At 67.0% G+C, this 11,997-nt stretch carries 16 protein-coding genes; 8 read left to right on the plus strand and 8 right to left on the minus strand.

The window, feature by feature from the left end; all coding sequences use genetic code 11:
* The first annotated feature begins 66 nt into the window (after positions 1-66).
* Positions 67-1,974 (plus strand): M61 family metallopeptidase, encoded by a 1,908-nt coding sequence (locus tag NX02_RS27950; protein ID WP_025295467.1) that lies wholly within the window; start codon positions 67-69, stop codon positions 1,972-1,974.
* A 140-nt stretch (positions 1,975-2,114) separates the two neighbouring features.
* Entirely contained in the window at positions 2,115-2,660 is a 546-nt protein-coding gene (gene ppa / locus NX02_RS27955; protein WP_025295468.1) for an inorganic diphosphatase, read from the plus strand.
* A gap of 12 nt (positions 2,661-2,672) precedes the next feature.
* Here ppa and NX02_RS27960 read toward each other — a convergent pair whose 3' ends face one another.
* Together NX02_RS27960 and NX02_RS27965 are read right to left on the minus strand one after the other, a co-directional pair.
* Positions 2,673-3,038, minus strand: a complete 366-nt coding sequence (locus NX02_RS27960) for a TfoX/Sxy family protein (RefSeq protein ID WP_025295469.1) — start codon at positions 3,036-3,038, stop codon at positions 2,673-2,675.
* A complete protein-coding gene (locus NX02_RS27965; protein ID WP_025295470.1) occupies positions 3,038-3,352 on the minus strand; it encodes a DMT family transporter in 315 nt (104 codons plus the stop codon). Before NX02_RS27965 ends, NX02_RS27960 begins: the two co-directional genes overlap by 1 nt.
* Positions 3,353-3,417: 65 nt before the next feature.
* On the opposite strand from NX02_RS27965, the gene NX02_RS27970 reads away from it, so the two are divergent.
* Positions 3,418-4,068 carry a DUF1345 domain-containing protein gene (locus NX02_RS27970; protein ID WP_025295471.1) on the plus strand — a complete coding sequence of 217 codons (651 nt, stop codon included), beginning with the start codon at positions 3,418-3,420 and terminating at the stop codon, positions 4,066-4,068.
* Here the strand turns inward: NX02_RS27970 and ruvA are convergent.
* The 6 genes from ruvA to NX02_RS28000 form a co-directional block, all read right to left on the minus strand.
* Positions 4,065-4,670 carry a Holliday junction branch migration protein RuvA gene (ruvA, locus tag NX02_RS27975; RefSeq protein WP_025295472.1) on the minus strand — a complete coding sequence of 202 codons (606 nt, stop codon included), beginning with the start codon at positions 4,668-4,670 and terminating at the stop codon, positions 4,065-4,067. The genes NX02_RS27970 and ruvA overlap by 4 nt on opposite strands.
* A complete protein-coding gene (gene ruvC / locus NX02_RS27980) occupies positions 4,667-5,158 on the minus strand; it encodes a crossover junction endodeoxyribonuclease RuvC (protein ID WP_025295473.1) in 492 nt (163 codons plus the stop codon). Before ruvC ends, ruvA begins: the two co-directional genes overlap by 4 nt.
* Positions 5,155-5,898, minus strand: coding sequence for a YebC/PmpR family DNA-binding transcriptional regulator (locus NX02_RS27985; RefSeq protein WP_025295594.1), 744 nt, complete (start codon positions 5,896-5,898; stop codon positions 5,155-5,157). Before NX02_RS27985 ends, ruvC begins: the two co-directional genes overlap by 4 nt.
* Positions 5,899-5,931: 33 nt before the next feature.
* Entirely contained in the window at positions 5,932-6,252 is a 321-nt protein-coding gene (locus NX02_RS27990; protein WP_039998172.1) for a heavy metal-binding domain-containing protein, read from the minus strand.
* Positions 6,253-6,283: 31 nt separating this feature from the next.
* On the minus strand, positions 6,284-6,523 hold the full coding sequence (locus tag NX02_RS27995; protein ID WP_025295474.1) for a DUF2312 domain-containing protein: 240 nt from the start codon (positions 6,521-6,523) through the stop codon (positions 6,284-6,286).
* Positions 6,524-6,590: 67 nt separating this feature from the next.
* On the minus strand, positions 6,591-6,893 hold the full coding sequence (locus NX02_RS28000; RefSeq protein ID WP_025295475.1) for a DUF1244 domain-containing protein: 303 nt from the start codon (positions 6,891-6,893) through the stop codon (positions 6,591-6,593).
* Between the two features lie 93 nt (positions 6,894-6,986).
* Here NX02_RS28000 and pyk point away from each other — a divergent pair, with 93 nt between their 5' ends.
* The 5 genes from pyk to NX02_RS28025 all read left to right on the plus strand — a co-directional run bounded on the left by pyk (position 6,987) and on the right by NX02_RS28025 (position 11,950).
* On the plus strand, positions 6,987-8,444 hold the full coding sequence (pyk, locus tag NX02_RS28005; protein ID WP_025295476.1) for a pyruvate kinase: 1,458 nt from the start codon (positions 6,987-6,989) through the stop codon (positions 8,442-8,444).
* Between the two features lie 87 nt (positions 8,445-8,531).
* The gene (locus NX02_RS28010; protein ID WP_025295477.1) at positions 8,532-9,455 is read left to right on the plus strand and encodes a bifunctional helix-turn-helix transcriptional regulator/GNAT family N-acetyltransferase; all 924 of its coding nucleotides are present in this window, start codon (positions 8,532-8,534) and stop codon (positions 9,453-9,455) included.
* 118 nt (positions 9,456-9,573) lie between these two features.
* The gene (gene tgt, locus NX02_RS28015) at positions 9,574-10,695 is read left to right on the plus strand and encodes a tRNA guanosine(34) transglycosylase Tgt (protein WP_025295478.1); all 1,122 of its coding nucleotides are present in this window, start codon (positions 9,574-9,576) and stop codon (positions 10,693-10,695) included.
* Positions 10,696-10,768: 73 nt separating this feature from the next.
* Positions 10,769-11,197 carry a hypothetical protein gene (locus NX02_RS28020; protein WP_158014202.1) on the plus strand — a complete coding sequence of 143 codons (429 nt, stop codon included), beginning with the start codon at positions 10,769-10,771 and terminating at the stop codon, positions 11,195-11,197.
* 48 nt (positions 11,198-11,245) lie between these two features.
* Positions 11,246-11,950, plus strand: a complete 705-nt coding sequence (locus NX02_RS28025) for an alpha/beta fold hydrolase domain-containing protein (protein ID WP_039996890.1) — start codon at positions 11,246-11,248, stop codon at positions 11,948-11,950.
* The last annotated feature ends 47 nt before the right edge of the window (positions 11,951-11,997 follow it).

Here is an 11,997-nt window from a genome sequence, read left to right on the forward strand (position 1 = left end):
GACGTAGGCCACCGCACCCGCCTATCCAGCCATCCATCCGATATGTCGTGAAAGGGTTCGCGTTCGATGAAATCCGCGTTGCTGCCGGTCGGGCTGCTGCTTGCCTCCGCTTCCCCTGCCATCGCCCAGAACAGCGCGCCGCAGCCATTGCCGATCGTCGACACGATCCCGGCGCCGCGTGACGTCGATTATCCGGGCACGATGCTGCTCGAGGTCGATGCGACCGACACCCAGCGCGGCATTTTCGATGTGAAGCAGACCATCCCCGTCGCCGCCGCGGGTCCGATGGCGCTGCTCTTCCCCAAATGGCTGCCTGGCAACCACGCGCCGCGCGGCGAGATCGAGAAGCTGGCCGGGCTGGAGATCTCCGCGAACGGCAAGACGCTCAACTGGGAGCGCGACGATGTCGACGTGTACGCGTTCCACATCGACGTGCCGGAGGGCGCGCGCACGCTCGACGTGCGCTTCCGCTTCATCTCCGCCACCAATTCCGATCAGGGCCGCGTGGTGATGACGCCCTCGATCATCAACCTGCAGTGGGAAAAGGTCTCGCTCTATCCCGCCGGCTGGTACACGCGCCGTATCCCGGTGAAGGCCAATGTCCGCTATCCGAGCGGCTGGAAGGCGGCTTCGGGCCTCCCCTCGCGCGTGGTCGGCGGCGTCTATCAATATGAGACGACCAGCTATGAGACGCTGGTCGACTCGCCCGTGTTCGCCGGCCGCTACATGCGGCAGGAACAGCTCTCGCCCAAGGTGCGGCTCAACATCGTCGCGGACGAGGCGCGCTATCTCGCCGCCAAGCCCGAGCAGATCGAGGCGCACCGCAAGCTGGTCGACCAGGCGGTGAAGCTGTTCGGCGCGCAGCATTACGACAATTACGAATTCCTGCTGTCGCTCAGCGACGAGCTTGGCGGCATCGGGCTGGAGCATCACCGCAGCTCCGAAAACGGGGTGAAGCCCGGCTATTTCACCGATTGGGATGCGGGCCCCGGCAGCCGCAACCTGCTGCCGCACGAATTCACCCATAGCTGGAACGGCAAGTATCGCCGCGGCGCCGACCTGTTCACGCCGGACTTCCGCACGCCGATGCGCAACAGCCTGCTGTGGGTCTATGAAGGCCAGACGCAGTTCTGGGGCTATGTGCTGCAGGCGCGCTCGGGCCTCGTCAGCAAGCAGGACACGCTCGATGCCTATGCGGTCATCGCCGCCCAGCTCGACAACCGCCCGGCGCGCGGCTGGCGCGACCTGGAGGATACCACCAACGATCCGATCATCAGCGCGCGGCGGCCGAAAGGCTGGGTGAGCTACCAGCGTTCGGAGGATTATTACAACGAGGGGCTGCTGGTGTGGATGGAGGTCGATTCCATGCTGCGCGCGCAGACCAGGGGTGCACGCGGGCTCGACGATTTCGCCAGCGCCTTTTTCGGCCAGAAGGATGGCGACTGGGGCGTCGCGCCCTACACGATCGAGGATGTCGCGGCGACGCTCAACGGCATCGCGCCCTATGACTGGCTGGCCTTCCTGCAGCAGCGGCTGAACGAGAATGCCGCAGGCGCGCCGCTCAAGGGCTTCACCAACAGCGGCTACACGCTCGTCTATACCGAGGAGCCGACGCCCGTGATCAACAACCAGCAGAAGACCGGCGACTATGCCGACTTCTTCTATTCGCTGGGCTTCAATGTGGGGAAGGGCAACAAGGTCAACGCCGTGCTGTGGGACAGCCCTGCGTTCAAGCAGGGCATCACCGTCACCAGCGAACTGGTCGCGGTCAACGGCCATGCCTATTCGGCGGAAGAACTGAAGGCGGCGATCACCGCGGCCAAGACGGGCAGGGATCCGATCCGGTTGCTCGTCCGCGCGGGCGACCGCTTCCGCGAGGTCGCGATCGACTATCATGGCGGGCTGCGCTACCCGCGCTTCCGCAAGACCGGCACGCAGGCGAGCGCGCTCGACAAGCTGCTGGAAGCGCGGTGATAAAGGGCTGATCGCGCCGCCGTAGCGATGGCCTTCGGCCGTAATGAAGGTCATCGACGCGGCGCACGCGTTCCGCTATCGCGACGCAGCAAACCACAACTCCAGGGAGAGGCCGAGACTTCGTCGGAGCCGAAATCAACATGAACATCGATCTGATTCCCGTTGGTGATGATCCCCCTCACAGCCTGAACGTCATCATCGAGGTGCCCGTAGGTGGCGAACCGGTGAAGTATGAGTTCGACAAGAAGTCGGGCGCGCTGTTCGTCGATCGAATCCTGCATACGCCGATGCGCTACCCGGCGAACTACGGCTTCGTGCCGCACACGCTGTCGCCCGATGGCGACCCGCTCGATGCGCTGGTCGTCGCCCGCTCGCCCTTCGTTCCGGGCTGCGTCGTCCGCGCGCGTCCGATTGCGGTGCTGAAGCTGGAAGACGAGGCCGGCGGCGACGAAAAGCTGCTGACCGTGCCGGTGGATTCGACCTTCCCCTATTATTCGAAGGTCGACGAGAAGGACCATCTGCCCGAGATCGTGATGCAGCAGATCGAGCATTTCTTCACCCACTACAAGGACCTCGAGGCCAAGAAGTGGGTGCGGATCGGCAACTGGGGCGATGCCTCGGAAGCGCGCCAGATCCTGCTGGAAGCGATCGACCGCTACGAAGCGGACAAGGCGAACCGCGCCTGATCCCGCGGCGGCTCAGCCCTTCGGGGCTGGGCCGCGCTTGCGGCGGGGTGGCGGCGCACGCCGCCCCGCTTCGACCGCCAGCAATGCCCATTCGCGCATCGTATCGGCATCGTCATGCACCGCATCGGGCGCGGCGCGATAGTTGAACGTGTTGACCTTGCCCTTCGCCTCGTAGGTGAAGCGCGCGCAGCCCGCGGCGTCCCACCGCGCATCGCTTTCGGCATCCGCCTTGAAATAGAGCCCGTCGCCGACGACCAGCGCGAAGATCGTGTCGTCCAGATAGAGCGTGGCGCCGCCCATCATCCGCCGCTGCGAAACGGTGCCCAGCGGCTCCAGCGCCTCGACCACCCAGTCCACCAGCCCGCTGTCATACGCCATCAGTGCACCAGCTTCAGGCCGGCGATGCAGCCGACCAGCCCGCCGATCAGCGCCAGCCGCGCCACGTTCACCGGCTCACCGAACCAGATCATGCCGACGATCACCGTGCCGAACGCACCGATGCCGCCCCAGACGGCATAGGCGGTGCCCATCGGGATCGATCGCGATGCGAGTTCGAGCAGCCCCATCGACAGCGTGACGGAAACGAGGAACCCGACCGTCCAGGGCAGGTTGCGGAAGCCATCGACATAGCGCAGGCAAGTGGTGAACCCCACTTCGAAACAACCGCCCAGAATCAGCAACAGCCACGCCATCGGCGACCCCTCTTTTCGTGAAGGGGGTGCATAGCCTAGGCCGCGCCGCTGCTCTAGCATGCGCCATGCGCTTGGTGTCCGGCATCGGCAATCGCGTGGCGCCGCCGCGCTTCCTGGCATTCGTGCTGCTGTTCGCGCTGACGACGGTGGGGCTGAAAGTCTGGCTGGACTGGCGAGAGAGCGTGATGATCGGCTTCGACATCGCCGCCGCCGTCTTTTTGCTATCCTGCATTCCGTTGTTGGGCCGGGAGGCTGGTGCGATGCGCGAATCGGCGCGCCGCAACGACGCCAACCGCAGGACGATGCTCGTCGTGACCGGCGCGGTCTCGATCGCGATCCTGACCGCGGTCGCCAGCGAACTGCTGCAGCGCGGCAGCACCGCGCCGCAGACAGCGGCTATCATCGTCGCCACGCTGGCGCTGAGCTGGCTGTTCAGCAACCTCGTCTATGCGCTGCATTATGCGCATCTCTTCTACCGCCCCGGCAACGGCAACGGCGGCGGCGATAGCGGCGGGCTGAGCTTTCCCGGCACGGAGGAGCCCGATTATTGGGACTTCGTCTATTTCGCCTATTGCCTCGGCATGACGTTCCAGACCTCGGACGTCACGGTCGGCAACGGCCTGATGCGGCGCGTTGTCACGCTGCATTGCCTGGCGGCGTTCGTGTTCAACCTGGGCGTGATCGCCTTCACGATCAACGTACTGGGCGCCGGCTAGGCCTTCGACGCCTTGCGCAGGGCGAGGCGGACCAGCGCGTCGAGCGTGGCGCCGGGTTCCAGTTCCTCGCTGGCCGCGGCAACCGCGCTGCTCGCCTCGCCCGGGCGGAAGCCGAGATTGATGAGCGCGGATACGGCGTCCGCCCCGGCGCCGCCGGCTTTCGCCACCGGCGCGGCCGCGCCGCCGGGCCCCAGCACGAGACCGCCGGCCTTGTCCTTCAACTCGTTGACGATGCGCATCGCCAGCTTGGGGCCGACGCCGTTGGCGCGCGCGATCATCGCCTTGTCGGCGTTGGCCACGGCGCGCAGCAGTTCGGCGGGGTCGAGCACGGAGAGAATCGCCAGCGCGACGCGGCCGCCAACGCCTTGGACGCTCGTCAGCAACCGGAACCAGTCGCGCTCGTCCGCCGATCCGAAGCCGAACAACGTGATCGCATCCTCGCGCACCTGCATTTCGGTGAACAGCACCACATGCCCGCCCACCGCGCCGATCGCGGTCAGCGTCCGCGACGAGGCCTGGACGAGATAGCCGACGCCGCCAACGTCGATCACCGCATGGTCGGCGGTGGTCTCGGCGAGCGTTCCGGTCAGTCGTGCGATCATCGGCCCCCCAATATCCGGTTCGATGCGAGATGATGGGCGTGCGTGATCGCCACCGCAAGCGCATCCGCGGCGTCGGCCCCGGCGATCGCGGCCCCGGGCAGCAACCGCTTCACCATGGCATGGACCTGCGCCTTGTCCGCGCCGCCCACGCCCACCGTCGCCTTCTTGACGACGCTCGCGGCATATTCGCCGACCGCAATGCCGGTACGCGCCGCCGCGAGCAGCACGACGCCGCGTGCCTGGCCGAGCTTGAGCGTCGAGCGCGGATTGGCGTTGACGAACACCTCCTCGACCGCTGCCGCATCCGGACGGTGGAGGAGCAGCAGGTCGGTCAGCGCGGCGTCGAGCGCCACCAGCCGCTCGGGCAGGGGTGCCTTGGTGTCGGTGGAAATCTGGCCGTTGCCGATATGGCTCAGCCGGTTGCCGACCGCGGCGATGATCCCCCAGCCGGTCGTGCCCAGCCCGGGATCCAGGCCGAGGATGATCAGCCCAGTTTCTCCATCACCTCGTCGGACACTTCATAATTGCCCCACACGGTCTGGACGTCGTCATCGTCGTCGAGCGCGTCGAGCAGCTTGAAGAGCTGTTCGGCATCGCCTTCCTCGACCGCGACCATCGTTTGCGGGCGCCAGGCGAGCTTGGTGCCTTCGGCTTCGCCGAGCACCGGCTCCAGGGCCCTGGCGACCTCGTGCAGCGCTTCCTGGGCGGTCCAGATCTCATGGCCTTCGTCGGACGACTGCACGTCTTCCGCGCCGGCTTCCAGCGCCGCTTCGAACAGCGTGTCGGAATCGCCGGCGCTGGCCGGATAGCTGATCAGCCCCAGCCGGTCGAAGCTGTGGCTCACCGCGCCCGGCGCGCCGAGATTGCCGCCATTCTTCGACATGGCGAGGCGCACATTGGTCGCGGTGCGGTTGCGGTTGTCGGTCAGGGTCTCGATGATCAACGCGACGCCGCCAGGGCCGAAGCCCTCGTAGCGGATCTCCTCGAAGATCGCGCCGTCACTGCCCTCGGCCTTCTTGATCGAACGCTCGATATTGTCCTTGGGCATGCCGCCGGCGCGGGCGGCGATCACCGCGGCGCGCAGGCGCGCGTTCATCGCCGGATCGGGCATGCCCATCTTCGCGGCGACGGTGATTTCGCGGCTGAGCTTTGAGAACAGCGAAGCGCGCTTCTTGTCCTGCGCGCCCTTGCGCCGCATGATGTTCTTGAACTTGCTATGGCCGGCCATGGCCGCTCCTCCAAAATCGCTGGCGGGTTCCGCTCAGGCGAGCTTCACCGCGGTGCCGGAGGCGGTGACCATCAGCATCGACCCGTCCTTGCCCAGCACTTCATAATCGATGTCGATGCCGACCACGGCGTCGGCACCCTTGTCGTGCGCCTCGCCCTCGAGCTCGCGGAACGCCTGCTCGCGCGCCTGGCGGAGCTTGCTTTCATAGGCGCCCGAACGCCCGCCGACGATGTCGGTGATCGAGGCGAAAAGATCGCGGAAAATGTTGGCGCCGACGATGACCTCGCCGGTCACGATACCGCGATATTCGGCGATCACCCGTCCCGAGATGGTCGGCGTGGTGGTGAGGATCATCGACATTTCCTTCCGGATCGGGCGAGACGGCTCAGTCGAGGCCGAGCGCCGCCTTGTAGGTTTCGAGAAGCGCTTCGGCTTCGTCGCGGGCATTCTTTTCCATCCGCCGCAGGCGGACGATCGACCGCATCGTCTTCACGTCGAAGCCGGTGGACTTGGCTTCGGCATAGACGTCGCGGATATCGTCGGCGATGCCTTTTTTCTCTTCCTCCAGCCGCTCGATGCGCTCGATGAAAAGACGTAGCTGTTCTGCGGCGACGACGTCGCTCATTCTGGTACTCCCGGATGAATCAAGGGGAGGCGTCTAGGCCAGCAGGCGCCGCGGCTCAAGCCGGCGTTCAGGCTTCCCGGGCATTCTTTGCGACGCTTTCGTCCATCCGGCGGAGCTGTTCCGCCGTCGCCGGCTGCTGGTGCAGGGCTTTCCATTCGGCATAGGGCATGCCGTAAACCGCCGCGCGCCCCTCGTCGCGGGTCAGCGTTCCGTCCGATGCCTCTGCCAGCCAGTCGCCCAGGCAATTGCGGCAAAACCCGGCCAGCCCCATCAGATCGACATTCTGCGCATCGGTGCGGTGCTGCAGATGGGCGACCAGGCGACGTAATACCTTTGCCGCGGTTGCGTCATCGATCGCTTCTATGGCCATACTTCTTCATCCTTCCACGGTTGATCTCGACGGATTAGCCGCTATCCAGCCGAGGCCCAAAGCATGAGTGAAAACGGGCAGAGGAGCACCGTGATGTCGCGTTATCTGGCCCCGCGTTCGCGCAAGGTTCGTGTTCTTGCAACGCTTGGTCCCGCCAGCCGCTCGCCGGACATGATCAAGACGCTGTTCCGCGCCGGTGCCGACGCCTTCCGCGTCAATATGAGCCATGGCTCGCATGAGGATCATGCCAAGGTCATCGCCGCGATCCGCGAGATGGAGGCCGAGTTCAACCGGCCGACGACGATCCTCGTCGACCTGCAGGGCCCCAAGCTGCGCGTGGGCCGTTTCGCCGAGAGCATGGTGACGCTGAAGCCGGGCGCCACCTTCGTGCTCGATCGTGATACCGCTCCCGGCGATGCGACCCGCGTCAATCTGCCGCACCGCGAATTGTTCATGGCGATGGAGGAGGGCGCGCGCCTCCTGCTCGACGACGGCAAGCTGGTGCTGCGCGTGACCACGGCCGAGCCCGACCGGATCGTCACCACGGTGGAGGTCGGCGGTGCGCTGAGCAATAACAAGGGGCTGAACGTCCCCGACGTGGTCGTGCCGATGGCGGCGCTGACCGACAAGGATCGCAAGGATCTCGATTTCGCGCTCGAACAGGATGTCGACTGGATCGCGCTGAGCTTCGTCCAGCGCGCCGAGGACGTCGCCGAGGCGCGGCGGCTGATCGCCGGGCGTGCGGCGCTGCTCGCCAAGATCGAGAAGCCCGCCGCGGTCGAGCGCCTGGACGATATCCTCGGCATCGCCGACGCGGTGATGGTGGCACGCGGCGATCTCGGCGTCGAACTGCCGCCGCAGAGCGTGCCGCCGCTGCAGAAGCGCATCGTCGAGACCGCGCGCCGGCTGGGCAAGCCGGTGGTCGTGGCGACGCAGATGCTCGAATCGATGATCAAGTCGCCCAGCCCGACGCGTGCGGAGGTGAGCGACGTCGCGACCGCGGTCTATGACGGTGCCGACGCGATCATGCTTTCGGCGGAAAGCGCCGCGGGCGACTGGCCCGAGCAGTCGGTGTCGATGATGAACGCGATCGCCGACGCGGTGGAGCGCGATCCGGGCTATCATGCCCGCGTCCACTTCACCGAGACCTGGCCCGATCCGACGACCGCCGACGCGTTGTCGGAGGCGGCGGCGAGCATCGCGCAGACCGTTTCCGCCGCCGCGATCGTGTGCTTCACCATCTCGGGCTCCACCGCCCGCCGCGTCGCGCGCGAACGCCCGGCAGTGCCGCTGATGGTGCTGACGCCCAGCCGTGAGACCGCGCGCCGCCTGGGCCTGCTGTGGGGCGTCCATGCGGTGCGCACGCGCGACGTCGGCTCGTTCGAGGAAATGGTCGCCAAGGCCAAGCGCATGGCGCTGCGCCACGGCATCGCCAAGGCCGGCGACGCGATCATCGTGATGGCCGGCGTTCCGTTCGGCGTGGCCGGCTCAACCAACGTGCTGCACGTCGTAAAGCTCGTCGGCGACGAACTGACCGGCTTCGAAGACTGAGTCCGATCCCCCGCCGGTCGCGCGCCGGCGGGTGATTTTTTGCCTATATGGTTGACATCGTCAAGTATATCGCTGCATCGTGCGGCCATGGCCATCGAGACCGACGATACGATCCGCGCGGTGCGCGCGTTCAACCGCTTCCACACCCGCTTCGCGGGTGCGCTGGCGCCGCGCTACATGGGCAGCGATCTCAGCCTGATCGAGGCGCGGCTGTTCTACGAGATCGTCAATCAGGATGGCGTGCTCGCCGCCGAACTGCAGGCGCGGCTCGATCTCGATGCCGGCTATGCGAGTCGCATATTGCGTCGGTTCGAGGCGGAGGGCTGGATCGAGCGGCGGCGTGGCGCCGATGCGCGTCAGCGGCCGATCCATGTCACCCCCGCCGGCCGCGCCGAGTATGAGGCGCTCGACGAAGTGACCCGCGCCGATGTCGCGGCGCGGCTGGCGCCGATCGGCGCGCCGGGCCGCAAGGCGCTGGTCGAGGCGCTGGGCACGGCGCGCATGCTGCTTGCCGATGGCGATCTGCCGCCGTGGACGATGCGGTCCTTCGCAACCGGCGACATGGGCCGCATCGCCACGCGCCAGGCCGAGCTCTATGCCGTCTCGCACGGCTGGGGGCGGCCGATGGAGGCCCTGTTGCTGGACGTCACCGGCCGGTTCCTGCGGGATTTCCAGCCGGGGCGCGAGCAATGCTGGATCGCCGAGCGCGGCGGGCGGATGGTCGGCTCGGTGTTCGTCTGCGATTCGGGGGAGTGGGGGGCGCAACTCCGGCTGCTCTATGTCGAGCCCGAGGCGCGGGGCCTCGGCATCGGCGAGGCGTTGGTCAACACCGCGATCGGCTTCGCGCGCGACGCCGGTTACGACCGGATCTGGCTGTGGACGCACAGCGTGCTCGAAAGCGCACGGCGGCTCTATGCCGGCTGCGGCTTCGAGCGGACCTCGGTGACGATCCACGACGCCTTCGGCACGCCCGAAGAGGGCGAGGATTGGGAATTGCGCTTTCGCGATTGAAGGAACGGGGCGACGGGCACCGCCGTTCCGCCCCTGTGTTCATATCGCGCGGCATCGCCCGCCATTGCCGCGACGGGGCCTGACTCCTGCCGCACAGCCCGCTATAGCGCCGCGCTTCATGACCGAACGCTTTTCCTTCTCGATCACCGCCACCGACGGTGCGGCGCGCACCGGCAGCATCCAGATGCTGCGCGGCGAAATCCGCACGCCCGCTTTCATGCCGGTGGGCACCGCCGCCACCGTCAAGGCGATGAAGCCCGAGGCCGTCCGCGCGATCGGTGCGGACATCATTCTCGGCAACACCTATCATCTGATGCTCCGCCCCGGCGCGGAGCGGATGGATCGACTCGGCGGGCTGCACGATTTCATGCAGTGGGACCGGCCGATCCTCACCGACAGCGGCGGCTATCAGGTGATGAGCCTGTCGGCGTTGACCAAGAAGACGGAGGAGGGCGTCGCCTTCCGCAGCCATCTCGACGGCTCGCGTCACATGCTCACGCCCGAGCGCTCGATGGAGATCCAGCGGCTGCTGGGATCCGACATCGTCATGGCGTTCGACGAGTGCACCAGCTTCCCGGCGACGTGGGAGGAGGCGAAGGCATCGATGGAGCGATCGATGCGCTGGGCGCAGCGGTCGCGCGACGGGTTCGACAGCGGCGGGGCGCATGCCGCGCGTTCGGCGCTGTTCGGCATCCAGCAGGGCTCGATGTTCCGCGACCTGCGGCAGATTTCTTCCGACGCGCTGATGGCGGTCGGGTTCGATGGCTATGCCGTCGGCGGCCTCGCGGTGGGCGAGGGGCAGGAGACCATGTTCGGCGTGCTCGACTATGCGCCGGCGATGCTGCCCGCGGACCGTCCGCGCTATCTGATGGGCGTCGGCAAGCCCGACGACATCGTCGGCGCGGTGGAGCGCGGCATCGACATGTTCGATTGCGTGCTGCCCACGCGCAGCGGCCGCAACGGGCAGGCCTTCACCTGGGATGGGCCGGTCAACATCCGCAATGCGAAATATGCCGAGGATCGGACGCCGATCGATCCGGATTCGCCGATCGGCGGCTGGTCGCGCGCCTATCTGCACCACCTCGTGAAGTCGGGCGAGATGCTCGGCGCGATGCTGATGACCGAACATAATCTGTGGTTCTACCAGCAGGTGATGGCGGGGCTGCGCGGCGCCATCGCCGAAGGGCGGCTGACGGCATGGGCGGACGCGTTCCGCCGGCGCTATCGCGGCGGGAAATAGGCTTTCCGAAACGGGCGCCGGCCTGTGCGTTCCGGCACTGCGCGCCGCCCCGCGACTCGCTAGTCCTGCGGGCATGACGAAAACCAGCACCTGCTTCTCGCTGACCTGCGGCCATGTCGTACCGGGCAGCGTCGCGATCTGCCCGAAGTGCGGATCGAAAATGCGCACCTCGAAGGCGATCCGCATCCTCGGCGGGCTGATGCTGGCCTGCGGGCTGTTCCTGATCGGGTTGATGGGCATCATCGCGGTCAACATCGCGCCGCAGATGCTCCACCCCGGGCAGGAGATCGGCGGCAGCACCTGGACCGGAACCGCCGAACAGGGGCGCATGGCGCTGACCTTGTTCAGCATGGTGATCGCGTTCGGCCTCGTCGCCACGCTGACCGGATTGTGGCAGATCGCGACCGGACAGCGCAGCCGTGTCGTGCTGGTCGTGGTGATCCTTCTCGCCTTCGCGCTGTTCGCCTATGCGCGCTATCTGACCGGCGCGCTCGACGGCTGAGCGGCTTGCCGCTCGCCGCTCGCCGCTGCGGATGCGAGAGACACAGGCATGACGGCAACGCCTCCACGCGGGAGCGTGATCCTCCTCCACGGCATCTGGGCGCTGCCGGTGATGATGGCGCCGATGGCATGGGCGCTGCGGCGGCGCGGCTATCGTACGTTCAACCCGATGTACCGGTCACGCGCGCACAGCCTCGACCGCATCGTCGCGGCGCTCCACCCGCGCTTCGAGCGCTTTGCCGCCGCCAGCCCCGGCCCGGTCCATTTCGTTACCCATTCGATGGGATCGCTGGTGCTGCGCGCCTACGTCACCCGCCACCGCCCGCCATGGATCGGCCGTGCGGTGATGCTGGGGCCGCCGCATGCGGGCAGTCCGTGGGTGGATCTCGCCCGCGGTTTGCGCGTCTCCGGCCTCTGCCTGGGCCCGTCGGCCGATCTGCTCGATTGCCGCCGCAACGCGGTGCTGGAACGTGCGCTGGGGGCGATCGACTTTCCGGTCGGCATCATCGCCGGCACGCAATCGATCCTGCCGTTCGTCACCAGCCGGCTGATGCGCGAGCCAAATGACGGCAAGGTGGCGGTGAGCGCGACGCATCTCGCGGGTCAGAGCGATCATATCGTCCTGCCCGTCGGCCACAGCGCAATGCCGCATGACCGCGAGACGATCCGCCAGGCGCTGGTGTTTCTCGAAACCGAGCGGTTCGACCGTGCCGGTGCGGACAATGATCAGCGCGCGATCGCGAACCGCGCATAGCCCCTGTCGATCGGCAATCGGGCTCGGCAACAGCGCCGGACGCGGCG

It is taken from the genome of Sphingomonas sanxanigenens DSM 19645 = NX02, from assembly GCF_000512205.2.
Lineage (GTDB): Bacteria > Pseudomonadota > Alphaproteobacteria > Sphingomonadales > Sphingomonadaceae > Sphingomonas_D > Sphingomonas_D sanxanigenens.